Origin of the sequence: Dokdonia sp. R86516 (assembly GCF_044596715.1) — a bacterium.
Classification (GTDB): domain Bacteria; phylum Bacteroidota; class Bacteroidia; order Flavobacteriales; family Flavobacteriaceae; genus Dokdonia.
Window position 1 is genome coordinate 2,317,910 of sequence record NZ_CP138998.1, and the last position, 25,664, is coordinate 2,343,573.

At 37.1% G+C, this 25,664-nt stretch carries 24 protein-coding genes; 12 read left to right on the top strand and 12 right to left on the bottom strand.

Annotation, left to right across the window (positions count from 1 at the left end; all coding sequences use genetic code 11):
* Positions 1-74: 74 nt before the first annotated feature.
* From SJY23_RS10395 to SJY23_RS10415, 5 genes are all read right to left on the bottom strand, one after another.
* Entirely contained in the window at positions 75-734 is a 660-nt protein-coding gene (locus tag SJY23_RS10395) for a hypothetical protein (RefSeq protein ID WP_396596290.1), read from the bottom strand.
* The gene (locus SJY23_RS10400) at positions 716-871 is read right to left on the bottom strand and encodes a hypothetical protein (protein ID WP_396596291.1); all 156 of its coding nucleotides are present in this window, start codon (positions 869-871) and stop codon (positions 716-718) included. Before SJY23_RS10400 ends, SJY23_RS10395 begins: the two co-directional genes overlap by 19 nt.
* A 10-nt stretch (positions 872-881) precedes the next feature.
* Positions 882-1,661 (bottom strand): hypothetical protein, encoded by a 780-nt coding sequence (locus SJY23_RS10405; RefSeq protein ID WP_396596292.1) that lies wholly within the window; start codon positions 1,659-1,661, stop codon positions 882-884.
* 202 nt (positions 1,662-1,863) lie between these two features.
* Positions 1,864-3,747 (bottom strand): hypothetical protein, encoded by a 1,884-nt coding sequence (locus SJY23_RS10410; protein ID WP_396596293.1) that lies wholly within the window; start codon positions 3,745-3,747, stop codon positions 1,864-1,866.
* Positions 3,748-3,902: 155 nt separating this feature from the next.
* Entirely contained in the window at positions 3,903-4,286 is a 384-nt protein-coding gene (locus SJY23_RS10415) for a VOC family protein (RefSeq protein WP_396596294.1), read from the bottom strand.
* Between the two features lie 203 nt (positions 4,287-4,489).
* Between SJY23_RS10415 and SJY23_RS10420 the strand changes: the two genes are divergently transcribed.
* Complete coding sequence (locus SJY23_RS10420; RefSeq protein WP_396596295.1) at positions 4,490-6,826, top strand: ATP-dependent helicase; 2,337 nt, start codon at positions 4,490-4,492, stop codon at positions 6,824-6,826.
* A gap of 136 nt (positions 6,827-6,962) precedes the next feature.
* On the opposite strand, the gene SJY23_RS10425 is transcribed toward SJY23_RS10420, so the two are convergent.
* Positions 6,963-7,862 carry an alpha/beta hydrolase fold domain-containing protein gene (locus SJY23_RS10425; protein WP_396596296.1) on the bottom strand — a complete coding sequence of 300 codons (900 nt, stop codon included), beginning with the start codon at positions 7,860-7,862 and terminating at the stop codon, positions 6,963-6,965.
* 105 nt (positions 7,863-7,967) lie between these two features.
* Between SJY23_RS10425 and SJY23_RS10430 the strand changes: the two genes are divergently transcribed.
* Entirely contained in the window at positions 7,968-8,180 is a 213-nt protein-coding gene (locus SJY23_RS10430) for a DUF2945 domain-containing protein (protein ID WP_396596297.1), read from the top strand.
* A 72-nt stretch (positions 8,181-8,252) separates the two neighbouring features.
* Entirely contained in the window at positions 8,253-8,870 is a 618-nt protein-coding gene (locus tag SJY23_RS10435; protein WP_035337672.1) for an L-threonylcarbamoyladenylate synthase, read from the top strand.
* A 100-nt stretch (positions 8,871-8,970) separates the two neighbouring features.
* On the opposite strand, the gene SJY23_RS10440 is transcribed toward SJY23_RS10435, so the two are convergent.
* The 4 genes from SJY23_RS10440 to SJY23_RS10455 all read right to left on the bottom strand — a co-directional run bounded on the left by SJY23_RS10440 (position 8,971) and on the right by SJY23_RS10455 (position 12,434).
* Positions 8,971-9,729, bottom strand: a complete 759-nt coding sequence (locus tag SJY23_RS10440) for a hypothetical protein (RefSeq protein ID WP_051583937.1) — start codon at positions 9,727-9,729, stop codon at positions 8,971-8,973.
* Between the two features lie 244 nt (positions 9,730-9,973).
* Positions 9,974-10,855 (bottom strand): OmpA family protein, encoded by an 882-nt coding sequence (locus tag SJY23_RS10445; protein WP_035337670.1) that lies wholly within the window; start codon positions 10,853-10,855, stop codon positions 9,974-9,976.
* Positions 10,856-10,937: 82 nt separating this feature from the next.
* Positions 10,938-11,930, bottom strand: a complete 993-nt coding sequence (locus tag SJY23_RS10450) for a glycosyltransferase family 2 protein (protein ID WP_396596298.1) — start codon at positions 11,928-11,930, stop codon at positions 10,938-10,940.
* A gap of 48 nt (positions 11,931-11,978) precedes the next feature.
* Complete coding sequence (locus tag SJY23_RS10455) at positions 11,979-12,434, bottom strand: type I restriction enzyme HsdR N-terminal domain-containing protein (RefSeq protein ID WP_396596299.1); 456 nt, start codon at positions 12,432-12,434, stop codon at positions 11,979-11,981.
* A 36-nt stretch (positions 12,435-12,470) separates the two neighbouring features.
* Here SJY23_RS10455 and holA point away from each other — a divergent pair, with 36 nt between their 5' ends.
* On the top strand, positions 12,471-13,475 hold the full coding sequence (gene holA / locus SJY23_RS10460) for a DNA polymerase III subunit delta (RefSeq protein WP_035337662.1): 1,005 nt from the start codon (positions 12,471-12,473) through the stop codon (positions 13,473-13,475).
* Positions 13,476-13,519: 44 nt separating this feature from the next.
* Here holA and SJY23_RS10465 read toward each other — a convergent pair whose 3' ends face one another.
* Both SJY23_RS10465 and SJY23_RS10470 read right to left on the bottom strand, forming a co-directional pair.
* The gene (locus tag SJY23_RS10465) at positions 13,520-13,900 is read right to left on the bottom strand and encodes a Rid family detoxifying hydrolase (protein ID WP_035337661.1); all 381 of its coding nucleotides are present in this window, start codon (positions 13,898-13,900) and stop codon (positions 13,520-13,522) included.
* Between the two features lie 52 nt (positions 13,901-13,952).
* Positions 13,953-16,673: a putative LPS assembly protein LptD gene (locus SJY23_RS10470; RefSeq protein WP_396596300.1), complete on the bottom strand. Its 2,721-nt coding sequence runs from the start codon at positions 16,671-16,673 to the stop codon at positions 13,953-13,955.
* Positions 16,674-16,896: 223 nt separating this feature from the next.
* On the opposite strand from SJY23_RS10470, the gene SJY23_RS10475 reads away from it, so the two are divergent.
* The 8 genes from SJY23_RS10475 to SJY23_RS10510 all read left to right on the top strand — a co-directional run bounded on the left by SJY23_RS10475 (position 16,897) and on the right by SJY23_RS10510 (position 25,626).
* Positions 16,897-18,024, top strand: coding sequence for an N-acetylmuramoyl-L-alanine amidase (locus SJY23_RS10475; RefSeq protein WP_396596301.1), 1,128 nt, complete (start codon positions 16,897-16,899; stop codon positions 18,022-18,024).
* A 67-nt stretch (positions 18,025-18,091) separates the two neighbouring features.
* Positions 18,092-19,036: an MlaD family protein gene (locus SJY23_RS10480; RefSeq protein WP_035337656.1), complete on the top strand. Its 945-nt coding sequence runs from the start codon at positions 18,092-18,094 to the stop codon at positions 19,034-19,036.
* A gap of 25 nt (positions 19,037-19,061) precedes the next feature.
* Entirely contained in the window at positions 19,062-20,408 is a 1,347-nt protein-coding gene (locus SJY23_RS10485) for a 4Fe-4S dicluster domain-containing protein (RefSeq protein ID WP_396596302.1), read from the top strand.
* Positions 20,398-20,739 (top strand): hypothetical protein, encoded by a 342-nt coding sequence (locus tag SJY23_RS10490; protein WP_035337650.1) that lies wholly within the window; start codon positions 20,398-20,400, stop codon positions 20,737-20,739. Before SJY23_RS10485 ends, SJY23_RS10490 begins: the two co-directional genes overlap by 11 nt.
* Entirely contained in the window at positions 20,732-21,166 is a 435-nt protein-coding gene (locus tag SJY23_RS10495; protein WP_035337647.1) for a phosphoheptose isomerase, read from the top strand. The genes SJY23_RS10490 and SJY23_RS10495 overlap by 8 nt, the downstream gene beginning before the upstream one ends.
* A gap of 33 nt (positions 21,167-21,199) precedes the next feature.
* Entirely contained in the window at positions 21,200-21,991 is a 792-nt protein-coding gene (locus SJY23_RS10500) for a (Fe-S)-binding protein (RefSeq protein WP_035337645.1), read from the top strand.
* 70 nt (positions 21,992-22,061) lie between these two features.
* The gene (locus SJY23_RS10505) at positions 22,062-22,556 is read left to right on the top strand and encodes an ABC transporter ATPase (RefSeq protein ID WP_396596303.1); all 495 of its coding nucleotides are present in this window, start codon (positions 22,062-22,064) and stop codon (positions 22,554-22,556) included.
* A 148-nt stretch (positions 22,557-22,704) separates the two neighbouring features.
* Positions 22,705-25,626 carry a glycoside hydrolase family 3 N-terminal domain-containing protein gene (locus tag SJY23_RS10510; protein ID WP_396596304.1) on the top strand — a complete coding sequence of 974 codons (2,922 nt, stop codon included), beginning with the start codon at positions 22,705-22,707 and terminating at the stop codon, positions 25,624-25,626.
* Positions 25,627-25,664: the final 38 nt, after the last annotated feature.

The window sequence follows — 25,664 nt, forward strand, 5'->3', positions numbered from 1 at the left end:
CCTCAAGCCGCAGTTTTAGTAATTACTCGAGTTAGTTTTTATATACGCTGTTCTACACAGATAGTCTGTGCTCTCTATTCAGATTCTGAAATATTATTTTGTTTTTTATCCAAGTTGAAATCAATAATTTTTTCGATTTCATTCTCTAAATCGGAAGCTATTAAACCAAAATACTCTGCTGGACTAAAAAATATTCCAATCGCAAAAAATATTATAATAATTACCCAATGAGACAAAAGAACTCTAATTAACGCAAATGGTTTACTGTAATTAACAAAAAATCCTAATAAAATCACGAACAAAGTCAAAATTAATACTTCAAAAAGCCAACCAGCAGCTTTGTTAAGAATAGCATTGAAGACCGTTCTATTTTTAATCTTTAGTTCAACTTGCATTGCGTATCCAGATAATTCAACTTCAGTTGTTTTTTCTATTTTGAAAGGCGTAATAAGATCTTGTCCTTTAAACAAATCATTTAACTCGTTTAAATTCTCCTCATAATCTCCTTCTAATTGGTTAAGTTCTTTAACCAATTTTTCGGTGTTAGATTTATTTTTAACACGTTCAACAACTATTTCGGATATTAATTCTTTTTTGTCCTCTTTATATTCCTCGCTAATTTCATTGACTTTTTCATGATAAGTATCATCATCGTTACAAGCATTTAAAAAACAAAAAAGAATAAAGAAATATATGCCTTTAAAATATTGGCGAATCATTTTTTTTTCCACCATAATGTTTTGCCTTTTCTTCCACTTGATTCACTTCCAAATTTCAAATAACTTCCAGATTTCCCCTTAAAAAGGTGAAACTTATTTTTTCCGCGAGAGGTTTTTGCTAAACCTTCAAAAATTGACTCTAATAAGCTCATGTTTTTTTGTTTAATAGTCAGAACCACAATTGCATTTTTCTATTAATTCTGATTCATAATAATTTAGATAATCTTTTACTGTTTGTATTGTCTCGTTATAATTATAATCTAAAGATTTAGCGAATAATTTGTGATATAAATTCGGCGCGCTTTTTTCGTCTACTTTGGTATGCACTATATCATCTCTAAATTCTTTAAATTTTAATATTGTTTCAAATTTATGAGATTGGTGTCTGTGAAAACTCTTTTCTTTTACTTGTGGTATTACTTTTTTAATCTTCTCCTCAAAGGAAATTTGTCTTTGAATCTGTTCTTTATTATACAATTCTGTTTTCTGTTTTGAAAATCTTTTATATTCAAAGTCGTTAGGAATCTGGTGATTCATAAATGCTTCTAAAGAATTAAACAACGATGTAACATAATTTGAAACGAATCCAAAAAAATTATAAAATGCATTCATAACATTACCAATATCTCCTCCTTTTGTATTTAGTGCGACAAACATCTTTTCTCTTTGCTCGAAAATATCCGCAAGGTTATTTTGAGCATTTGAGAAATAAATTATAATCGGATTTGGTTCTGGAATCATAAATGTTTTATTACCAGTTCGGTATTTAAAACATTGAATAATTTTTTGACTATCAGTTAGAATATGAGGTATATAATCGTCAAAATCTCCTGCTTTATATTTTTTAATATCATCTTCGGTCGGTTTAACCGTTTGCATATGTTTATAGCCATCATCGGCTACATTATGAGATACTAAAAATTTCTTTTTGACGTGTTTCATTTAATTAATGGTAACGGTCTTGTACATGAATAGTAACGCTGAAAATAAGAGGTTACTTTTCGAATTAAACACAAGCCGAATTTTTCAATTTTACTATTATTTTGTTTTTTAAAAATTTGAAGATCAATAATAAATGACGGTATCATTTTCTTAAAGATTAATTCTTCAGTTATTTATAAAAGCTTTTAGAAAGTATTTTTCATTACACAGTGTTCAATATTTTCTTAACTTCATCTCGTAAGTATGGAACTTTAACTTTGTAATAATTTGTATATTCAGGATGCACTATTATTAAATACATATTGTTAACGTTTATATTATAATTTTCTTCAAGTATAAACCTGTAGAGACTTTGTTGTAAACAATATTTATTATAAGTAGTATCAGGGATATGACTTAATTTTCCGACACCACATTTTCCCCATCGGTTATTTTTGATTGGTTGACCGTCAAATACATTTATTATTTTTTTACTTCGTTTCCAATCGTAAATATCAAAATTTTGTTCATTCTTAACGATTAGATCTATCGTTCCAGCTACACCAAAATTATCATCAAAAATTCGCCATTCTGAACGGTGAGGTTCTAAATTAGGATGGTCATTGACAAAATTTTCAAATTGATAAAATTCTTCTGTTCGTTCGTATGTTTGTTTCAGATAAAAATTTTCAATTTGTTCGTGAAGAAAAGTTCCCAAGTTTGCCGCATCTTGACCTTTTTGATTCCATATGCGAACAATTTCTTCAATATCTAAACCAAACAATGGATTGTTCGGACTTAAGCGACTTGCGATACCCCATGAATCAAATTCTTGAAAAAAGCGTCCTACAATTGTACTTGCTGATGGAAACGTAACACCATCAATTGTGTAAATATGTTTATCAGAAAAGAATTTAATTCGTTGATCTCTATTATGTGTATTATGGTGATTAAAACTGATTTTTCTGCTTATTTCTTCTTTCCCAAAACTTGTGCTTTTCACAAATTTTTCTTCTTCGATCTCTTGTGGGTCAAAACCTCTTTCAAGAATTTCTTTTTCTTCTTCAATTCTTTGAAATTCATGGTTTAAATATTCTTCTCTATATTTTAATTTTTCCCATTTTTGGGATTGTACAACATCCCAAACTTTTTCAACAATTATCTTATTGACTGTTTTTAATTCTGACGGAATTTGAATGGATGAATCAATGCTTGAAATAATCTCTGCGATGTATTTCAAACATTCCTTTTCTTGTGTATGTATTTGGTATTCGGAAAATCTTATAACAATCCAACCTCTGTTTTTAAAATAGTTGTCTCGATTTACATCATCGCCTGTACAATGTGTTGGCTGCCTAGTAATACCTGCGTATGGCTCATCAATTTCAATATCAATTCTGATATTGTAGTCACTATAACCAATAATTGCTATGTCTGGTTCATAAGGTCTTGTGTTTTCTCCAGTATTTAATCTAGTATTTCCTGATATTTCAAAATTTTCTGAAAAGAAATGTTCAATTGATTTTTGAAATGAAGTCTCCTTAAAACCCCGTCTTTTAGTAGAACCATTTCTGTGTTTGCGAACAATAGAATTTTGATTTGGTATTTTTAAGATTGGAAAATCAGTCTCGCTTTCTGTTTCTATTAAATTATAATTGACACGTTTAATATTAGAGACTGCTTGTGGTATTTCTTTAACTGAAGTTGGAAGGACTTCTTTTTTTGCTATTTCTTGTTTTAATTGCTCTGTAGTCTTTACTTCAACCTCGTATGAAGATATGATTTCTCTAAGATCAGTAACTGTTTCTTTTTTTGTAGTAATGTTCTGCTTAGTATTTGGCTGAAAGTCCTCGTGGTTTGTTGGTTTTATTGGATTAAGTTTTGGTCTTTTTCTCGTAATTACTGTCGCTTTCGTTTCAATTGGTTTTATGTAGAACAGCTTGTTCATTATGTATTCCAAAAGAAATGCCAACAAAACGCTTAAGGTGCCTCCTATAATTACTAAATACCATTTGCTAGTAAAATTAAAAAAAGTAAGACTGATAATTATTCCAGTGATTCCAATGATAGGCCAATATGCATTTACTATTCTTGATTTCTTATTCATATACAATTATTAAGTCTTCAATTTAAAAAAGTAAAATCACTCATTCACTTTCTAAAAAGCTAATCTACAACCTCAAACTCACACTTCTTTACGCATTTCCTCATTTTGGGTGAAAAAATGTAAAATATTTAGTTTCAGTATGATAAATCTGGACGCTAGGCATCGTCATTTACTTCTATCCAGTAGCCATCTGGATCTTGGAAGTACACTTGCTGTATCCCGTCATTGCGCACATAATCTTTAGTGGGTGTTCCTCGCCAGTCGGCATAATCTATGTTGAGACTTTTAAGGTGCGTGATAAAGGAAGCAAGATCTGCGGTGGCGAGTGCAAGGTGTACTGCTTTGTTTGTGATTACGGTTTCGCCTGGTCTTGGGATGAGGTGCAGCTGCTTGCTATCACCTAGGGCGAGCCAGCGAGTAGGAGAGACAGAGGCGGTGTTTTCTATTTCGGTAAGCCCAAATACCTTTTGGTAAAAGGCAATGGAGACGGCTACATCTTGTACAGAAATAGCAACGTGATTTATAAAGAATGTGCTCATGATGATTGGTTTTGGAGGCTAAATATCTTCATTTTTAATGAAATACACTTCTTCTCGCTAGCAATAGTTATCATGGAACGCGGGAGGTGTGAGGTGTCAAATTTTCGCGAAAGCGTATCTATTGTTTTTGTTTACAAAAGAGCTATAAAATCATAGATTGTGGTTTTAATTCTTGTGATCAATCCGTACTTTGTACCCCTGCTATGGATTCAAAATTAGAAGTATATATTGAGGGCTTAAACGAGGCCCAACGCGCTCCCACACTACATAAAGACGGAGCATTAATTGTAATTGCAGGTGCGGGATCTGGTAAAACGCGTGTGCTTACCTTACGTATTGCTTACCTCATGTCACAGGGAGTAGACGCCTTTAACATCTTATCACTCACCTTTACAAATAAGGCGGCACGTGAGATGAAAAAGCGTATCTCTGATATTGTGGGTAGCTCTGAGGCAAAGAATTTATGGATGGGAACCTTTCACTCCATTTTTGCCAAAATCTTACGTATTGAAGCAGATAAGCTGGGGTACCCGTCTAACTTTACGATTTATGATACCCAAGACTCGCAGCGTTTAATAAGCGCGATTATAAAGGAGATGCAGCTGGATAAAGATATCTATAAGTACAAGCAGATACAAAACCGTATTTCTTCTTTTAAAAACAGCTTGATTACGGTACGTGCGTATCAAAATGATCCTGAGCTGGTAGAGGCAGATGCAATGGCAAAACGCCCGCGTATGGGAGAGATTTATGCAGAGTATGTAGATCGCTGTTTTAAGGCAGGGGCGATGGACTTTGATGATTTACTACTACGCACAAATGAGTTGCTTAATCGTTTTCCAGAGGTGCTTAATAAATACCAGAATCGTTTTAAGTACATACTGGTAGATGAGTACCAAGATACAAACCATAGCCAGTATCTTATTGTAAAAGCACTGTCTGATAAGTTTCAAAACATCTGTGTGGTGGGAGATGACTCGCAGAGTATCTACGCCTTCCGTGGGGCAAATATTAATAACATTTTGAACTTCCAGAAGGATTATGAGAATGTAGCAATGTACCGCCTGGAGCAGAACTACCGTTCTTCAAAAGTGATTGTGGAGGCGGCAAACAGTGTGATAGAAAAAAACAAAACCAGACTGGATAAAACGGTCTGGACGGCAAACCCAGATGGTGGTGAGATTATCGTGCACCGCTCTCCTACAGATGGTGAGGAGGGACGCTATGTGGCGAGTTCTATTTTTGAAAATAGAATGAACCACCAGCTCAACAATGGTGACTTTGCGATACTTTACAGAACAAACGCACAGTCACGTGCGATGGAGGACGCCTTGCGCAAGCGAGATATCCCATACCGTATTTATGGAGGATTATCATTCTATCAACGTAAGGAAATTAAGGATGTGCTGGGCTACCTGCGCGTGCTTGTTAATCCTAAAGATGAGGAGGCACTCAAGCGTGTGGTAAACTACCCGGCGCGTGGTATAGGTGGTACTACCTTAGACAAGCTTACGGTGGCGGCAAAGCATTATGGCCGCTCTATGTTTGAGGTGATGGATAAAATTGAACAACTGGGTCCCTCAATGAATATAAATCGCGGTACACAGACCAAGCTTAAGAATTTTGTCACGATGATTAAGAGTTTCCAGATTCTTAATGAGCAAAGTGATGCCTTTACCGTGGCAGAAACGGTGGCAAAGAAAACAGGACTTTTACAAGAGCTTAAAAAGGATGGAACTCCAGAGGGTGTTGCTCGTATAGAAAATATAGAGGAGCTGCTCAACGGTATGCGCGACTTTGTAGAGGAGCAAAAGGAACTGGCAGATACTACAGGATCGCTAGCAGAGTTTCTAGAAGATGTGGCACTTGCCACAAGTATGGATAATGATACGGGTGATGATGACCGCGTGGCGTTAATGACCATCCACCTAGCAAAGGGACTTGAGTTTCCATTTGTATACATCGTGGGTATGGAGGAAGATCTCTTTCCTTCTGGTATGAGTATGAGCACGCGTAGTGAGCTAGAGGAGGAGCGCCGCTTGTTTTATGTGGCACTTACAAGGGCAGAGAAGCAGGCATACCTTACTTATACAGAGTCTAGATATCGCTGGGGTAAACTGGTAGATGCAGAGCCTAGCCGTTTTATAGAGGAAATAGATGATAAGTATCTGGACTACCAGACGCCTATGATGAGAAACCGCTATAAGTCACTCATGGATATAGATGAATTTGGCGAGGTAGATAAAAGTAAATTACGATTAAAGAAGCCGGTGAGCGGTACGCCACCTAGAGTGGGTAACCCATCACAAGACCAGCTACGCAAGTTGCGTAAGATAAGACCTACTAGCGGTAATGAGCCAGTATCTTCGCTCGCGGGAGCGCTAGAACCGGGTACGGTGGTAAAGCATATCCGTTTTGGTAAAGGGATTGTAGTAGGACTAGAAGGAAAAGGCCAAGATCAAAAAGCAGAAATAAATTTTGAAAACGGCGGTCTCAAAAAATTGTTACTACGTTTTGCTAAGCTTGAGATTGTAAGCTAGTACGCACACAAGCTGATAAAAAATACAAATGCTGACGTCCACAAGATGTCAGCATTTTATTATGGTGATAAGTACGCTTTCGCGAAAGCTATACAGGAACACCTTCTATCCCGTAATATTATTGAACAATATGTATTTAATCTTCAATAGGTAAGTAGAGGTCGATGTAAGCGCCTATTTTTTGTTGTACATCGAGGTAGCTCGTAGCATCCCAATCTCCATGACCACCTTCATAAATTGTAAAGATATGCGGAACACCAGCATTAGAAAGCGCCGTGTCTAGTCGCTGACCATTAGTAAGCGGCACCAGCGGATCTTGATCTCCGTAAAACTGAAGGGTAGGGCTAGCACTTGCAGTGACTACTTTGGCAGGGCTTAACAGTTCGCTGTAATTTGCATCCTCGGGATAGGCAGTTTCATCAGTAAGTGCGGCTATGTAGGTTTCAAAACCTGGGCCGTCTGCATAAAATGGATCTGTAAAATCTGCTGGACCTACTATGTTGGCTACAAATTTTACTTGGTCATCCACATCATAGGTGTAGTCATACATCATTGCGATATGCGCACCAGCACTCAGCCCTATAAAAGCATACTCGTTATTAAATTGCAACTCGCTACTCGTATCATTAAGCTGATTAATCACCGCCTGCACATCCAGAAACTGATTAGGAAATGCAGGTATCGCTGGAGGATTTGCCAGTATGTAATTCATATTTACCACGCCATAATCTGGATGTTGTGATTGCACAAGATTTATAAAAGAAGATACGTTTTCCTTATCTCCTTCTGTCCAGCCACCACCGTGTATGAGGATAATCATTTTCGTTTTGGCAGCACTACGTCCTGCAGGTAAATAAATGTCATACACCTGCGCAGGGTCATTACCGTAGGGAACATCTGTAAGAGTAAGCGCCTCGAGCGCAACGGCTTCTTCCATCTCCATATCAGGAGTAATGACATCTGTGTTAGTCTCATCACTATCTGTGCAGCTCCAGCTCATGGCAGCGAGTACAAAAAGAATATATAGTAGTTTCATTAAGACAATTTTAAGGTATAACGCATAGATTTTACTTTTATGTTAAGGTTGCGTTAGTTTCTGCGAGATATTTTAAGCTTATAAGTAACTTTAAATAAAAAAGTTATGATTAAGGAAGGAACAAAAGTACAGTGGAAGTGGGGTAACGGCACCGCAGAAGGAAAAGTAACCGAAACTTTTACAGAGAAAGTAACCAAAACTATCAAAGGCAATGAAGTCACTCGCAATGGTGAGTCTGGAAACAAGGCGCTATACATCGAGCAAGAAGATGGTGATAAAGTACTCAAACTTGAGGACGAAGTAGAGCGCGTAGATTAGGTAAGTTACGCTTTCGCGAAAGCGTGATGAGCATATTAATTGTTACTCGTACATTCACAAAAAATTACAGCCATGTCAAAGTTTATAAAACTCTACGAAGAGAATCCAAATCCAAAGGATTTAAAAGAAATCGTAAAAATTCTAAAAAACGGCGGACTTATCATTTATCCAAGTGATACCGTGTATGCGCTGGGCTGCGACATTACAAATACCAAAGCACTAGAACGCGTAGCACAGATAAAAGGAGTAAAGTTAGCTAAGGCAAATTTCTCCTTTGTATGTGAAGACCTAAGTAACTTATCTGACTATGTAAAGCAGATAGATACTAAGACCTTTAAAATATTGAAACGAGCATTACCAGGACCTTATACGTTTATATTGCCAGGTAATAATAACTTGCCTAGTGTGTTTAAAAAGAAAAAGGAAGTAGGAATACGTGTACCAGATAATGAGATTACTAGAGCCATTGTGAGAGAGCTAGGGAACCCTATTATCTCTACGTCAATCTATGATGAAGATGAGGTGATAGAGTATACCACAGATCCAGAACTTATTTTTGAGAAGTGGCAGAACCGCGTAGACGTAATTGTAGACGGTGGCTATGGAGGTAACGTTCCTTCTACCGTAATAGATCTTACGGGTGATGAGCCTATTCTCATAAGAGAAGGAAAAGGAAGCCCGGAATTATAAAATAGATACCTATTAAAAAACCTCTCCAAAAGGAGAGGCTCTTAACTAAATCTAATTAAAGATTTGGGGTACTTACTAATCTAACCTAAAGACTAGTAACTTATTCGCCACCAGCTAGTAGGGTAGTTGTTTCTGTAAAGTTATTGTTATTGTATGTAAGCTCATCTAAGTTAAGAGCATTAAGCTTTGTAGGAAACGCACCTGTGAAGTTATTATCAAAAAGGTTAAGTTTCTTTAATTGTGGTAATGCAGCAATACCATTAGGCAAGTTACCAGAGAAGTTGTTACTACTAAGTTGTAAGTCTGTAAGTTTTTCTAATGAAGTGATTGCTACAGGTAGTTGACCTTTAAAGTCATTATTTGCAAGACTTAATCTTTTTAAGTTTTTTAATCCAGCTACATCGCTCTTTAATTCTCCACTTAAGTTATTAAAGAATAGGTCTAAGTACTCTAGGCTTCCCATCGCAAGGATTTCGCTAGGGATGTTCCCTTCAAGTTTGTTTAAAGATAAGTTGATTGTCTTAAGACCTTTTATAGATCCTAAAGAAGCTGGTATCGCTCCGTGTAAATCATTTTTTTGAAGGTTTAATATTTTAAGTCCTGTAAGGTCACCTATACTCGCTGGGATTGTACCAGTAAGATTGTTGTCCTTAAGACTTACCGCAAATACTTTATCTCTAAAAATAGTTACACCTGTCCAGTTTTCTGGAGTTTGAGAAAGGTCCCAAGAGTTTGTCCACTCATTTCCGTTAGTGCTATTGTATAAATCTACAAGAGCTTGCTTTTCTTTTGGAGAGATCTCTGCTACAAGTATTGATGAGCAGAAAAGAGCTAAGATAATAAGAGTAATATTTTTCATAATGGGGCTGTTTAATATTGCGATACATCGAAAGTATGGCGAAAACCTCTATGAAACACACAATTAAGACGATAATCGACCAAGTACACTAAATTTTAACATTTAAACGTATAAATTGTGTCTTTGAGCGATGATTTTGACGTTTAAGAGCACTTATTCAAATCTCATCTGTGTAGTTAAACGAAAAAAGCGACTATCTTGCCGATAGTCGCTTTTGTTCTGTAAGAGTTGTCTAATGAGATCCTTAGTTCCCTTCTTCTACCTCTACATCTTCTCCAGACATGTTTTTCATTTCTTGCTCAATCATATCATAAAATTGATCAATCTTAGGAAGTACATATATCTTCGTTCTACGGTTCGTAGATCTGTTTGCTGCAGTGCTGTTATCTACTAGAGGTACAAACTCGCTACGTCCAGCAGCAATAAGCTGTGCAGGATTTGCTCCTAAGTCTACTAGTTTTCTTACGATAGCGGTTGCTCTCTTTGCACTTAAATCCCAGTTGTCTATAAGAACACCTCCTTTATTATAAGGTACATTATCTGTGTGTCCTTCTACAAGCGCTTCAAAGTCTGGCTTTCCGTTAATAACAGTGGCAACCTTTCCTAAGATTTCTTCTGCTCTTGACGTAATGTTATAGCTTCCGCTTTTAAATAGTACTTTATCAGAAAGTGATATGAATACCACACCTTTCTCTACATTAACCTCAATGTCTGTATCATTGATACCTACCTCTTTCTTAAGGCTTGTAACTAGCGCCAGTGTTACACTGTCCTTTTTAGTAAGTGCATCTTGAAGACGATTAATCTTAAGGTCTTTTTCTTTTAAGCTTTCTAGAGACTTTTCTAAGTTAGACGCTCCTTGCTTAGTAAGCATAGTAAGGTCTTTAGAACTTTGTATAAGGTCGTTTCTGTCTTTTCTCATTTCTGCAATACGCTCCTCTAGTGACTGCACACGCGTAGTTGCACTTGCTTTTTCTTCTAGACAAGAGTTTAACTTTACCGTCGCAGAGTTAAGAAGGTCTTGAGTTTCTTGTTGTCTAGCCTCAAGCGCAGCATATTCTTTCTTAGAAACGCAAGAAGTAAGCAATAGGGCACTGGTAATACCAGCAATTAATAATCGTTTCATAGTTTGTGTAACTTTTAAATTTGTGATAAATGTACTAAAACAGCGATGCCATAGATACTTCTTAACAGTAATTTATGGTTTTTCATAAGTCCTTATACGTGTGCTTTTTCTGCACAAAATAGCTCCATATGATGGAAGTTGTATCAGCATAACGTCTTGATGATACTAGGCGTAAGCGCCTTTGCAATAGCGCAGGAATGTGCACGTAAAAACTTAAATGAGCCTTCAAGATAGCCAAAAGATGCTTAGGCTGCCCAGATAATAGAAACTTTAGTGCTGCAACACCGTCAAGTACAAGTCTTGAGAGTATAATAAATAGCGCCTTAAAACCATTAATGTTCTTCACAACATTAAAAAGCGTGTTTCTAAAATTATAAAAAGTCTTCTTAGGATTTGCAGAGGGTAGTGTAGCTCCGCCTAGATGATACACTTCGCTATTACCACAGGCGAGTACACGATATCCTTTGTTTTTAATACGCCAGCATAAATCTATTTCTTCTTGATGAGCAAAAAATATTTCATCTAGTGCTCCTACCTCCCAGAAGGTAGATGATCTCACAAAGAGACAAGCACCACTTGCCCACTGCACTTCTATAGTAGTATCATACTGGCCTGTATCTTCCTCGCAAGTATCAAAAAGCCTACCTCTACAATATGGATAGCCTAACTTGTCTATAAAACCTCCAGCTGCACCTGCATATTCAAAGTGCGTAGGTTTTTTTAAATCTTTAATTTTTGGTTGCGCCGCAGATACTCTAGGATCGTCAAAAAGAGCAATCATAGGTGCGAGCCAGCCCTTAGTTACTTGTACATCACTATTAAGGAGTACATAGATATCTGCCTTAATGGTTTTAAGTGCATCGTTATAGCCCTTTGCATAACCACCATTTTCAACATTCTTTATAATGTGCACGCTTGGGAAGTGATCTTGCACATAGCGTACAGAGTTATCTGTACTTGCATTATCAGCTACATAGATGGTAGCGAGGTCTGCACTATGCTCAATAACGGTGGGAAGGAATCGTTCTAGTAGTTCTTTTCCGTTCCAGTTTAAGATGACGATGGCTGTATTCACACTACAAATAAAAGGTTTTTATGGGATTCCGCTTTCGCGAAAGCGTACTTATTTTACTTCTCGCTTATAATCTGGAAGCGATCGTAAGAAGTCATAACGCTCTGCAACTGTGTCTACTTGGCAATAATAATGTGAAAGTCCGTTGCTCACCATCAGGTAATCTGCTTGTAATTGCAAATTATAACGAGCAATCTGGTCAAAGGTTTCTTGGGTAATTTTTACAGCAGGAGCTTTACACTCTACAATGAGTAGGAGGGAGCCATCTTTATTAAAAATGACGATATCATAACGCTTGCGAGTATTTCCTACTTTTATTTCTTTCTCAACATTGATAAGGCTTAGCGGATATCCTTTTTCGGTAAGAAGCCATTGTAAGATGTGTTGTCGCACCCATTCTTCGGGAGTAAGTACCAAGAACTTTTTACGAATGACGTCAAAAATATACCGTTTGTTTTCGCTACTTTTGAGCCTGAAAGAGTATGTAGGAAAAGAGAGTTGTTGCATACCACAATAGTACGAGTTCTGCAGGAAAACCCAAAGGTGAAGCACGCAAAAAACATAGTTGAAGACATTAAAAAAGGAATCATAAAACCTATTTACTTTTTAAGTGGGGAAGAGCCTTATTTTATAGATCAAATCTCAGATTATATAGAGCATAATCTACTTGATGAAGCCGAGAAAGGCTTTAATCAAGTGGTACTATACGGTCGTGACGTGACGATAGAAGATATTGTGAGCAATGCAAAGCGCTATCCTATGATGGCAGAGCGTCAGGTGGTAATTGTAAAAGAAGCGCAAGATCTCTCACGACAGATCGAGAAGCTGGTAGATTATGTAAAAAATCCGCAACCTACTACGGTGCTTGTGGTGGCCTATAAATATAAGAAGCTAGACAAGCGTAAAGCACTCGCAAAAGCCTTAAAGGAATACGGAGTGCATTATGAAAGTAAGAAGCTATATGAAAACCAAGTAGGCGACTGGTTACGACGTGTGCTTATAGATGAGGGATATCATATCCAACCTAAGGCGGCACAAATTCTAGTAGATTACCTTGGTAATGATTTGAGCAAAGTGGTAAACGAACTCAATAAGTTGATGCTTATTTTACCTAAGGGAAGTGAGATTACACCACAGGCCATAGAGGAAAATATTGGGATAAGTAAAGACTTCAATATTTTTGAGTTACGTAAGGCAATCTCAGAAAAAGATATTGTAAAAGCACAGCGCATTGCTCAATATTTTACACAGAACCCTAAAGACAATCCGCTAGTGCTGACGGTAAGCCAGCTGTTTAGTTTGTTTTCAAGTATTCTTAAATATCATGGATTACCGCAAAAAGATAAGACTACCGTAGCCAGAGCGCTTGGTGTTTCTCCATTTTTTGTGGGAGAATATATTACTGCAGGTCGCAATTACCCTATGAAAAAAGTGAGCGCATGTATCTCCTTAATAAGAGAGGTAGATGTAAAAAGTAAAGGGGTAGGAGCGAGCGCCTTTGCAAGTAATGACTTACTAAAAGAGCTGCTTGTAAAAATCATGAATTAAGATTTTACGAGCAGCTCTCAGAATTATTTGAAGTGTATGCTAGCTTATGCTGCAGCGATAACACTTATTTCTACATTCACATATTTAGGAAGATTTGCTACCTCTACCGTTTCCCTAGCAGGAGCTGTAGCTTCATCAAAATACTTTCCATACACACTATTGATCTTCCCGAAGTTTTCCATATCACTGATGAAAATAGAAGTCTTCACCACGTTTTCAAAAGTCATCCCAGCTTCTGTAAGAATCGCTTTGACGCTTTGCATAACAAGTTCAGTCTCTTCCTCGATACTACCTTTAAATAGTTCTCCCGTTGCAGGTATGATAGCAATCTGTCCGCTAGTGTATAGCATTCCGTTTACTAATGTTGCTTGGTTGTAAGGGCCTATTGGAGCCGGAGCATTTGATGTGGTGATAATTTTTTTCATGAGTAATGGTATTTGTTACGCTTTCGCGAAAGCGTGATTATACATTTATCGCTTATAATCGTTGATCTGGTGTACGACGTTTGTCATACTTAATATCACTTAATAGATTACCTGTAATCCCGATAAAGAAATTCCAAGAGGTTCTACTAGGGTCTGAATTTACAGGAGGAACCCAACTGAAACGCATATTCCAACTCTCAAGATCACGCGCAAAGTTAAGAGAGGTAAAGGTAATACCTGGATTTGCAAGATCATATCCAGTAGACCCACCTACGGTCCATCTATTTCCTAATTTTACATCTCCACTTACAACGATAGAGTGAGAGCTCACGTCATTTTGACGAGCATTGTTTGCGTATCCTACTTGATACCCAAAGCGTAAATTCCATGGAATTTTAAACCTATAAAATTCAATCTCTTTTTCTTCTTCGTCTTCTGGTTCTCTGTTTCCAGCATTTGTGTTTCCAGTAATGTCAACGCCTTTTCCTAATAAGTCATCTGGACGTCCACCACCAGCAAAGGTTTCGTTTTCTGTGCGATCTTTATTAACACCCGCTTGCCCATCCTTGTCAAAATCTCTACTAGAAAAACTGTACCCAAAACTCGCCTGGCCGCTGGTAAGTCTAAAGAGGCTACCACCATTATTTATATTAAGCGTGTTTATGCGCTGGTTTGCACTATTAAGCGCGTAGAGATCTAGGTTTGCACTGAAGTTGATGTCAAGTTTATCTTGTAAAACAGGAACAGATCCATTTACAGAAATAGGCGAGAGCTTGAGGTCCTCTGCAGCAAAATTATAAGAGGTCCTTATGTTGAGGTTGTTGATGAGCTTTATCTTCTTGGGCTCAGTATCTGTGCTATCCTTACTCCTGACTTTTGCTTCGAGTGTGTTTGCAAGACTAAATGAGAGCGAATTAGAAACGCGATTACTAGGGGCGCCAAAGAATCCTCCTTCAAATCTTGAGTACTCTACATCTACATTTTGAGGGTCTGTCACATCATTAGGGTCAGGTCGTGTGTAGGTCTCGTAAAACTGATCAAAAGCTGGGGTGTAAGACCAGCTTAACGATGGTCTTACTACGTGACGTATGGTTTGAATCTTACTGGTCTCCTTAAAATTAAAAGTTCCGTAGACCGTGGTACCAAGACTTAATCCTCCTCTGTAGGTTCTATACGCATCAAAGCCGTTTACTGTATCTCTTACTACGGTATTAGTCTCTTCATCAAAACTTTGATCTATCGTTTTAAAAACCCAGCTCTCCTCAAGACTACCACTTACCGAAGCACTGATGTAGTTAAATAGTTTAAAGTTGGTTGCAATAGGAATACTATGTCTTATACCGGTTTCTGCACTTTCAAACATAGCAGCTGTAAAAAACTCATCATCATTTGTTCTAAAACGGTTATCTGCGCGTAATGCATAACTCAGATTCAAATTTTTGATAAGACCTTTCTTAGATCCAGACTTGCCAGCAAAAGGATAAATTCTATCTACGTTAAGTTGGGTAGTAGGAAGTGACATCGTAATTTCTTCCGTACGTGAGTTTTGACTATGAGTAGCTGCAACCGTTAAGTTTACAGGCACTGTACCAGGGAATGTGCGTGAATAAGAAACAGAAGAACTAAAGTTGTTATTTAAGAAGTTACCTGTGTTTGCTTGATTAAGTGATTGTCTATAAAAGTTACTACTACCTAAGTTTACAGATGCCGAAAATCTACTGTTAGGGCTAGACTTTGTATCCTGACTGTGATTCCATCGTATGTTATATGTATTAGTCTCAGAAAAGTCTGGAAGGCCACGCTCACTAAACAAGATACGTTCTGAACTAAAGCTAAACCTACCATTAAACTTATAGCGCACTTTATAATCTGAGTCTGCTCTAAAGGCATAACTACCGTTTGTATAATAATCACCGGTAAGCGCTAGGTTAAAATACTCACTAAGCGCAAAATAATAACCTCCATTTGTTAAGGAATAGCCACGTTCTGTACTTTCTCCAGGTCCAGGTAGTATAAATCCAGATACGCTTGTTTCCTTTTCCATGGGGAAAAATGCAAATGGTAACCCTATAGGAGTAGGAACATCTGCGATGTACATATTAGTAAGTCCTGCAACAAGCTTCTTGCCAGGTACAAACTTTACTTTACGAGCTAGAAAGTAATATTCTGGATTATCAAGATCTTCTGAGGTGGTAATCTTTACATTACTCATAAAAATTACAGAGTCATTGACTCTTTTACTACGCTCTGCTTTTAAATTTATTTGCTGTCCGCCAGCTTTTTCTACACGCGAGCCATAAATAAGAGCTCGTTGTGTATCAAAATTAAATTTTATTGAATCTGGCTTTACTTCATTAGGACCTTGAACGAAATAAGGTATTTGGGAGTAGTTTCCAGCAGAATCTTCGATTCCTCGAGCAAAAACGGTGTTAGTTTCATAATCAAGAATGATTTCTCCCGCATTTATTTTCATATCCTCATAAACAATCTCTGCCTCATTATAGAGGTAGATTTTCTTTTTACGTTGTGATATGCGCTGGTAGTCTGTTGCCTTGTAAACAACCTTATCTGTAAGGGTTTCTGGCTTTCGTTTTATAGAATCTTGTGTGGTTCTAGTAGTGTCTTCTATAGCAACTACGGTAGGAGCGATAGAATCAAGCCTAGCAAAACCTTCTGTTGCCGATTGAATTAAAGTTGTATCCCTCGCTGGTACACGTCTGGCATCATTCTTGGGTGGAAGTTCTTGTGCACTTGCTGTAAGCAATGGTAGCAAGCAAAGAGCGAATACAATAAGAAAGTGTGCAGTTTTTGTTTGCAATGCGATTAGCCTATTTTTGTGCAAATAATTATCAATTAAAGTGTCAAAATTACGTATATTTTTTTCGGCTACAGCCCTAGAAATACAATTTTGAAAATAACAAGCGTGTAATGCACGTTACGTTGTTTATAGAGTTCAATTTAATACCTAACGTTCAAAAGAGTCATATTTGATATAAATGATGCGTAAAAAAAACTTTTTTAATATTTATTTAACAACTGTGCTTCTTGTAGTGAGTTGTTTTTCAGTCGCTTTCGCGAAAGCGCAATCCAATAATACTTCTAAAAAATTCAAGGTTGTTCTCGATGCTGGGCACGGTGGAGGCGACAGTGGTAACCGTGGGAATGGTTACTATGAGAAAAACATAGCGCTTAATGTAGTGCTAGCCTTAGGGAAAGAATTAGAAAAACAATCTGATGTAGAAGTAATTTATACAAGGAAAACAGATGTTTTTTTAGAATTATGGGAACGTGCAGATATTGCAAACAATGCAAATGCCGATCTTTTTATAAGCATACACTGTAATTCACACTCCTCACAAGCCAAGGGAACAGAAACTTTTGTACTTGGTATAGACGGTAATGCAAAGAATATGGCCATTGCCAAAAAAGAAAACTCAGTAATCCTACTAGAGGAAAACTATGAGAAGCGATATGCAGGTTTTGATCCTAATAGTCCAGAAACGAGTATAGGTCTTGAGCTTATGCAAGAGGAATACTTAGATCAAAGTATCAACCTAGCAAGCTTTGTAGAAAATGAATTTACAGGAAGCGTGAAGCGCAGCAGTCGTGGTGTAAAGCAAGCTATATTCTGGGTGCTGCACAGGTCTGTAATGCCTAGTGTACTTATAGAAACAGGTTTTCTTACTAATAACGAAGAAGGAAAATTTTTAAACTCTCGTGCTGGTCAAGAAAAAATGGCAAAGGCAATTAGTAAAGCTGTTACAAATTATAAGAAGAGTATACAGATGAACGAGCGTGTTGAAATTGCAGATCATGTGATTGAAAAAACTACGACACCTATTGCAACACCTAAGTCCAAGGTAGTAGAAGGCGTGACCTTTAAAGTACAACTTGCAGCGAGTAAACGTAAGCTAGAAACAAAATCTTATAATTTTAAAGGGCTCAGGTCTATAAGCCGCTCCAAAGATGGGCGTCTTTATAAATATTATTACGGAGCAACCTCAGATTATAATTTGGCGCGCGAGCAATTACAAGAAGCAAAGAATAAAGGCTATAAAGAAGCTTTTATCGTATCCTTTAATAAGGATAATATTAAAGTACCGCTTAATCAAGTGTTAAATTAGTCTTATACGTGAGGATTGCCTTTAACAATTGACCTACATTTGTTTTAACCAATAAGCATCTTATTTAATGTCTAAAGAAATAAAAACCGCCATTTTAGTTATCGCAGCGCTGCTGCTTGTAATATTTGGTTACAACTACCTCAAAGGCAATAATCTTTTAGATAAGAGTAAAATCCTTTATGCTAAGTATGATAATGTAGAAGGTCTTGCGCCTTCATCTCAAGTGACTATAAATGGATTGCCAGTAGGGAGAGTAATGTCTATAGACTTTGCAGATAGTAGCGGTAAACTTGTGGTTAAATTTGTAGTAGAAAAAGACTTTGAGTTTTCAAACAAGAGTCTTGCGAGAGTATATGGAGGAGGTCTTATAGGTGGTAAATCTCTGGCAATTATTCCTTCTTACGAAAAGGGAAGAAATGCTAAGACTGGAGATACCTTACCTGGTGAAATGGGTGAAGGGATCATGGAGCTTGTAAATGAACGTCTTACTCCACTTCAAAATCAAGTTGAAAAAGTTATAGGAGATACAGACTCGTTGCTTGTAAACGTAAACTCAGTGTTAGATAGAGATACGAGGGCAAATTTAAGAGACGCCATAGCAAACTTTACAGATGCTTCACGTGAGATGAAGGGAATCTCTAAGTCTGTAAATGGGTTACTAGCTTCTAATCAAGATAAATTTGACCGTACCATTACAAACCTAGATAAGATGAGTGGCAACTTTGCTACATTATCAGATTCGCTCTCAAAAATTCAAATGGGACAAATGGTTGCAGATTTAGAAAAAACTATCGCAGATTTCCAAGAATTATCTAATAAGTTAAATTCTCCTGAAGGAACCGTAGGTAAACTTTTGAATGATGACCAACTTTACTTAAATTTGGATCGTACAGCAAACCAGATGGGAGATCTTCTTCAAGATATGAAGCTCAACCCAAAACGTTATGTACATTTTTCACTCTTCGGGAAAAAGCCAGGAGAGTATACCCCGCCTAAAGATTCGTTACAGTAGGCGGGAGCTTAACTAACGAATTTATATGCAATACGTACAAAACATCATTTTTCTCATTGTTCTAGTTTTAGGAGTTGGTTTTTTTGTTAAAAACATCAAGAAACTTCTACGTAATATTAACCTAGGAAAGGACGTAGATCGATCCGATAACAAGCCACAACGCTGGCGGAATATGGCAAAAATTGCCTTAGGGCAATATAAAATGGTAAAAAGACCAGTTTCTGGTATTTTACACGTCGTTGTTTATATTGGTTTCATTATTATCAATATTGAGGTTCTCGAGATTATCATAGATGGACTTTTTGGTACACATAGAATTTTTAGTTTCTTAGGAGGAGTATATGACTTCTTAATTGGAAGTTTTGAAATTCTTGCTTTCTTAGTACTGGTTGCTGTTATTATTTTCTGGCTACGTCGTAATGTGATGAACATAAAACGATTCTTAAGTCCAGAACTTAAAGGATGGTCTAAGTCTGACGGTAATATTATTCTTTATTTTGAAGTAGTATTAATGGGGTTATTCCTCACAATGAATGCCGCAGATTTACAATTACAAATGATGGGTGCAGATCATTATGCCTCGGCAGATGGAAGTATCACTGGCTCATTCCCAATAAGTAGCTTCATTGCTCCACTTTTTGAGGGTATGTCTGTAAGCGCACTCGTTATTGTAGAGCGTGTTGCATGGTGGTTACACATTGTAGGTATCTTAATTTTCTTAAACTACTTATACTACTCAAAACACTTACACATTCTACTTGCGTTCCCAAATACTTGGTATGCTAAACTTAAGCCACAGGGAGAGTTTAATAATCTTAAGGCTGTAACAGATGAGGTAATGCTTATGATGGATCCAAATGCAGATCCTTTTGCAGCCCCAGCCGAAGGTGCTGAGGAGGTTGAGGTTGGAAAATTTGGAGCTAGTGATGTGACAGATCTTAACTGGGTACAACTTATGAACTCATATAGTTGTACAGAATGTGGTCGTTGTACAAGTGAATGTCCTGCAAACCAAACTGGAAAAAAATTGAGCCCTCGTAAAATCATGATGGATACACGTGATCGTCTTGAGGAAGTAGGTAAAAATATAGATGAAAATAACGGAGTATTTGTGATGGATAACAAGCAGTTGCTTGATGATTATATCACAAAAGAAGAGCTTTGGGCTTGTACTACGTGTAATGCATGTGTAGAAGCTTGTCCTATAGGTATCGATCCTTTAAGTATTATTGTTGACATGCGTCGTTATATGGTAATGGAGGAAAGTGCAGCGCCTACAGATTTAAACAATGCGATGACCAATATTGAAAATAATGGAGCGCCATGGCCGTTTAACCAGATGGATAGAGGTAACTGGATAAATGAAGCATAGATATTTTATAGTTGTAGTGTTATTGTTGAGTTTCGCTTTCGCGAAAGCGCAATCTCCTACAAAGAATTATAAAATTGACAGCTTACAATTTAAAATGTATACACGTCTATTTGTAAATGAACAGTTACAAGTAGATAGCGTTACTGTAAAAAAGATTTTTTGTGATTATTGTAGTGATTCTCAAATGGGTGTACTACGTGACGAAGCAATGAGACAATCCCTTATAGAGCGTTATAATCCTAAGTATAATAAACCAGGAGAACACAGACTGGCACTTTATGTGAGATTTAGTAAAGAAGATTTTAAGAATTTAAACGACAACCATGAATAAAGAAGACGTAGACAAGATGTTAAGTGAGAAACTAGAGGATGGTGAACACGTAAGTCCGGTGCTTCCAGAGGGAGTCAAAAATTACTTAATTGACATAGATGGTACTATTACAGAAGATGTTCCTAACGAGGAACCAGAACGTATGAGTACATGTGAGCCATTTCCAGATGCGCTTAAAACATTAAATAAATGGCATGATGAAGGTCATATTATTTGCTTCTTTACCTCTAGAACAGAAGAGCATAGAGCAGTTACTACAGAATGGCTTAATCGTCATGGGTTTAAATTCCATAGCTTACTTATGGGGAAACCTAGAGGAGGTAACTATCACTGGGTAGATAATCACTTAGTAAAAGCAACTCGTTATAAAGGGAAGTTTACAGACCTTATCGAGAAGAAAGTAACTATTGAAGTTTTTGAAGATTAATTAAATACCGTTTTTTACACGGAATACAAGAATATGAGCGAGACACTTAAAGTACCCACTATGGCCGAGTATGTGGCGCTAGGAAAGCAACCAGAAGTATTATTTTGGGTAGGTTGTGCAGGAAGTTTTGATGATAGAGCAAAAAAAATAACAAAGGCTTTTGCACGTATCTTAAATAAAGCAAATGTAGATTTTGCAGTATTAGGAGCAGAAGAAAGTTGTACTGGAGATCCAGCAAAACGCGCTGGAAATGAGTTCTTATTCCAGATGCAAGCAGTAACAAACATTGAAGTGCTTAACGGATATGAAGTTAAAAAAATAGTAACGGCTTGTCCTCACTGTTTTAATACACTTAAAAATGAGTATCCATCATTAGGTGGTAATTATGAAGTTGTACACCACACACAGTTTTTAAAATCTTTACTAGAAGATGGTCGTCTTACAGTAGAGGGAGGTAAATTTAAAGGAAAACGTATCACTTTTCATGATCCATGTTACTTAGGTCGTGCAAACGGAGTATACGAGGCTCCAAGAGATTTGCTACGTAAACTCGATGTTGAGCTTGTTGAAATGCGTAAGTGTAAAACTAACGGACTCTGTTGTGGAGCAGGTGGAGCACAAATGTTTAAAGAGCCAGAGCCGGGAAATAAAGATGTAAACATAGAGCGCACAGAGCAAGCACTTGAAGTGAAGCCTGATATTATTGCTGCTGGATGTCCTTTCTGTAATACAATGATGACAGACGGAATAAAAGGTAAAGAAAAAGAAGGTAGCATCGAGGTAATGGACGTTGCCGAAATGATAGCATCTGCCGAAGAATTATAAAATTATATTTTTTGAAATATTAGAAAAGCGGATTTCGAAAGAATCCGCTTTTTTACCTAAATAATAAATTATGCTTGTAGATTTTAATTCACTTTCTGACTCATCGAGAATCTGGTTATATCAATCTGATCAAAAATTTACAGAAGAACAAGTGGCTCAACTAGAGAAAGATATGGCTACTTTTTTAACAAGCTGGACTGCTCACGGAGCAAGCCTAAAAGCTGGTTTTGAAATTAAATATGACCGCTTTATTGTGATAGGTCTTGATCAATCTGAAGCGGCTGCAACAGGCTGTTCAATAGATAGTCAAGTGCGTTTTATCATTGCACAACAAGAGGAGCTAGGGGTAGATTTATTGGATAAAATGAATGTGACCTACTATCAGAATGATCGTATTCACTACAAAACACTGCTAGAGTTTAAGAAGATGGTGAAAGATGGGGCAGTAGGTAAAAACACCATTGTGTTTAATAACCTTGTTGCAAATGTTGGTGAGTATAAAACTAATTGGGAGATTCCAGCAATAGATAGCTGGCACGCTCGTTTTCTCAAGAAGGGAAAATAGAAGAATCTTGCAGCTTCTTAAGATGTTGTTAAGATTTGCACGCTTTCGCGAAAGCGTACCTCAAACCCTTTACTTTTATATTAGATTGTCATAGGCGCTGTCTGGCGTTATTATTGCAATCCTAATTACAACTTAAAATATTGCATTTATGGCGCCTAGACGCATTATCACCATATTATTTTTCTTATTTGTTTCTATAATTTCTTATGCCCAAGAGCGATACCCGCTCTATGCAAATGACATTATTGCTCAGCGTAAATGGGTAGATTCTGTTTACAAGCAAATGACGCCAAAGGAGCGCGTGGGGCAGTTATTTATGGTTGATGTGTTCTCTAGTGATCCTAAGGCTAAAATTGATAAAATTAAAAAGCTTATCAAGGAAGAACACATAGGCGGACTTATATTTTCTAAGGGTGGGCCTATGCGTCAAGCAAAACTCAATAATGAGTTTCAAGACCTTGCAAAAACGAAGCTTCTCATAGGGATGGATGCAGAGTGGGGACTTGCGATGAGATTAGATAGTACCTACGCTTTCCCTTGGAATATGACCCTAGGAGCTATACAAGATAATAATATCGTAAGGAAAGTAGGAAAGCGTATAGGAGAACATTCTAAGCGATTGGGAGTGCACATTAATTTTGCTCCAGTGGTAGATATAAATATCAACCCAGCAAATCCTATAATAGGAAATAGATCTTTTGGCGAAGATAAAATCAACGTTACAGAAAAAGCAATTGCCTTCATGGAAGGAATGCAAGAAGCTGGAGTTTTAGGAAGTGCAAAACACTTTCCAGGTCACGGTGATACAGATAAAGATAGTCACAAAACACTACCTACACTTAATTTTACCAAGGAACGCCTTCAGAGCGTAGAGATGTATCCTTACAAGCCTATTATTCAAAATGGTATAGCAAGTATTATGGTTGCACATCTTAATGTGCCAGCACTTGTGCCAGAAGTAGGAGTGCCTACAAGTATCTCACCTACTATCGTGACAAAGATGCTTAAGGAAGATTACCGTTTTCACGGTCTTATATTTACAGATGCTTTGAATATGAAAGGCGCTGCAAATTTTAAAGAGCCTGGAGATATTGACCTTGCAGCTTTTGAGGCAGGAAATGATATTTTATTGATAAGTGAAGATGTACCCTCTGCATCTGCCAAAATTATGAAGGCTCTTGAATCTGGAAAAATTACTGAGGAAAGACTAGCACACTCGGTAAAGAAAATATTATACGCTAAGTATAAAGTGGGCTTAAACAAATACAAACCCGTTGTTACCAAATATCTTCTTGATGATCTAAACTCTCGACTAGATGACGTGGTTTATAGTGAGGCAATAGAAAACGCAATTACTGTTACTAAGAATAACAATAATGTCCTTCCTGTTGTAAATATTGATCAGAAAAAGATTGCTTATTTAGGCTTAGGTGATGATGATGGATCTGCATTTAAATTCCAACTACGCAAGTATTCGCAGGTAGATGAGATAAAATCAAAAACTCTTGAAGCTGCTCAGAAGGCATTAGAAGATTATAATTATGTCATTATAGGTTTTCATAGATCTAATGCAAACCCTTGGAAGTCCTATAAATTTTCGGCAGAAGAGATTAGATGGATTACGGAGATTGCAAAAACTAAAACTGTTGTTTTAGACCTTTTTGTAAGGCCTTATGCAATGCTAGATTTGCAAAATAGCGCAGATATTGAGGCTATAATTCACAGCTATCAGAATAGCCAGCTAGCGCAAGAAAAAAGTGCGCAACTTATTTTTGGAGCTATACCTAGTAAAGGAAGGCTACCAGTTTCTCTTGGTAAAACGCCAATCAGGACAGGTTTACAATCTGGAACTTTAAGAAGGCTTTCATATGGAATTCCAGAAGAGGTAGGGGTAGATTCAGATACGCTTAATATCAAAATTGATTCCCTTGTAAATCTAGGGATCAAAAGAGCAATGATGCCAGGTGCTCAGGTACTAGTGGCCCGCCGTGGTAAGGTGATTTACGATAAAAGCTTTGGATATCACACCTACAATAAAAAGCGCGCTGTACGTCCAGAAGACATGTATGACATCGCTTCTATGACAAAAATACTCGCTTCTTTACCTTTATTGATGGAGCTTGAGAGTGAAGGGGCTATTGCATTAGAAAATAAACTAGGCGCTCTAATTCCTGCACTTAAAGGGAGTAATAAGGCAAATATTACACTCAAAGATGCGCTATCACACTATGGTCGTTTCAAGGCATGGATCCCTTTTTATATCAGCACACTAGATTCTGTTACAAAAAAGCCACTTGATGATTATTATAGCACGGCATACTCAGAAAATTATAATATCAAAGTTGCCGAAAAAATGTACCTGCGTACAGGGTACGGTGATACGCTAGTTAAGAAAATAGCAGATAGTGACCTTCGTTCTAGACTATCCTATAAGTACAGTGACCTTCCTTATTATTTGATGAAAAAATTTTTAGAAGATCACTACAATGATAATCTTGATGAAATTACAAGATCACACTTTTATAATGCCTTAGGAGCAAATTTCACAGGCTACAGACCATTGCGTAAGTATGCTAAAGATATGATTGTACCATCAGAAAATGACTCTTACTGGCGCAATCAGAAAGTGCAAGGCTATGTACATGACATGGGAGCGGCTATGCAGAGTAATATGGGTGGTCATGCTGGATTATTTTCAAACTCAAATGACGTTGCCAAAATGATGCAAATGTATCTTCAAAACGGATACTACGGTGGTAAGCGCTACTTTTCAAAAGAGACTATGGATCGCTTTAATACCTGTTATTACTGTGATAATAATGTGAGACGAGGCGTAGGTTTTGATAAGCCACAGCTAAGCGGTGGTGGCCCTACATGTGGATGTGTACCTATGACCAGTTTTGGGCACAGCGGTTTTACAGGTACATACACTTGGGCAGATCCAGAAAACGAACTTGTTTATGTATTTCTATCTAATAGAACATTCCCCACTATGGATAACCGTGCCCTCATAAAATCTGGTTTGAGAACCCAAATTCAAGAAGTCATTTATAATGCTTTAATTGATTAAATTTGAAGTGCTATTTATATACTCGTATTGTAAGTGAT

What these genes read in the sequence shown, in the direction of transcription:
- SJY23_RS10395 (WP_396596290.1), bottom strand. Translation starts at nt 734, where the DNA reads ATGGTGGAAAAAAAAATGATTCGCCAATATTTTAAAGGCATATATTTC.
- SJY23_RS10400 (WP_396596291.1), bottom strand. Translation starts at nt 871, where the DNA reads ATGAGCTTATTAGAGTCAATTTTTGAAGGTTTAGCAAAAACCTCTCGC.
- SJY23_RS10405 (WP_396596292.1), bottom strand. Translation starts at nt 1,661, where the DNA reads ATGAAACACGTCAAAAAGAAATTTTTAGTATCTCATAATGTAGCCGAT.
- SJY23_RS10410 (WP_396596293.1), bottom strand. Translation starts at nt 3,747, where the DNA reads ATGAATAAGAAATCAAGAATAGTAAATGCATATTGGCCTATCATTGGA.
- SJY23_RS10415 (WP_396596294.1), bottom strand. Translation starts at nt 4,286, where the DNA reads ATGAGCACATTCTTTATAAATCACGTTGCTATTTCTGTACAAGATGTA.
- SJY23_RS10420 (WP_396596295.1), top strand. Translation starts at nt 4,490, where the DNA reads ATGGATTCAAAATTAGAAGTATATATTGAGGGCTTAAACGAGGCCCAA.
- SJY23_RS10425 (WP_396596296.1), bottom strand. Translation starts at nt 7,862, where the DNA reads ATGAAACTACTATATATTCTTTTTGTACTCGCTGCCATGAGCTGGAGC.
- SJY23_RS10430 (WP_396596297.1), top strand. Translation starts at nt 7,968, where the DNA reads ATGATTAAGGAAGGAACAAAAGTACAGTGGAAGTGGGGTAACGGCACC.
- SJY23_RS10435 (WP_035337672.1), top strand. Translation starts at nt 8,253, where the DNA reads ATGTCAAAGTTTATAAAACTCTACGAAGAGAATCCAAATCCAAAGGAT.
- SJY23_RS10440 (WP_051583937.1), bottom strand. Translation starts at nt 9,729, where the DNA reads ATGAAAAATATTACTCTTATTATCTTAGCTCTTTTCTGCTCATCAATA.
- SJY23_RS10445 (WP_035337670.1), bottom strand. Translation starts at nt 10,855, where the DNA reads ATGAAACGATTATTAATTGCTGGTATTACCAGTGCCCTATTGCTTACT.
- SJY23_RS10455 (WP_396596299.1), bottom strand. Translation starts at nt 12,434, where the DNA reads ATGCAACAACTCTCTTTTCCTACATACTCTTTCAGGCTCAAAAGTAGC.
- SJY23_RS10465 (WP_035337661.1), bottom strand. Translation starts at nt 13,900, where the DNA reads ATGAAAAAAATTATCACCACATCAAATGCTCCGGCTCCAATAGGCCCT.
- SJY23_RS10475 (WP_396596301.1), top strand. Translation starts at nt 16,897, where the DNA reads ATGATGCGTAAAAAAAACTTTTTTAATATTTATTTAACAACTGTGCTT.
- SJY23_RS10480 (WP_035337656.1), top strand. Translation starts at nt 18,092, where the DNA reads ATGTCTAAAGAAATAAAAACCGCCATTTTAGTTATCGCAGCGCTGCTG.
- SJY23_RS10485 (WP_396596302.1), top strand. Translation starts at nt 19,062, where the DNA reads ATGCAATACGTACAAAACATCATTTTTCTCATTGTTCTAGTTTTAGGA.
- SJY23_RS10490 (WP_035337650.1), top strand. Translation starts at nt 20,398, where the DNA reads ATGAAGCATAGATATTTTATAGTTGTAGTGTTATTGTTGAGTTTCGCT.
- SJY23_RS10495 (WP_035337647.1), top strand. Translation starts at nt 20,732, where the DNA reads ATGAATAAAGAAGACGTAGACAAGATGTTAAGTGAGAAACTAGAGGAT.
- SJY23_RS10500 (WP_035337645.1), top strand. Translation starts at nt 21,200, where the DNA reads ATGAGCGAGACACTTAAAGTACCCACTATGGCCGAGTATGTGGCGCTA.
- SJY23_RS10505 (WP_396596303.1), top strand. Translation starts at nt 22,062, where the DNA reads ATGCTTGTAGATTTTAATTCACTTTCTGACTCATCGAGAATCTGGTTA.
- SJY23_RS10510 (WP_396596304.1), top strand. Translation starts at nt 22,705, where the DNA reads ATGGCGCCTAGACGCATTATCACCATATTATTTTTCTTATTTGTTTCT.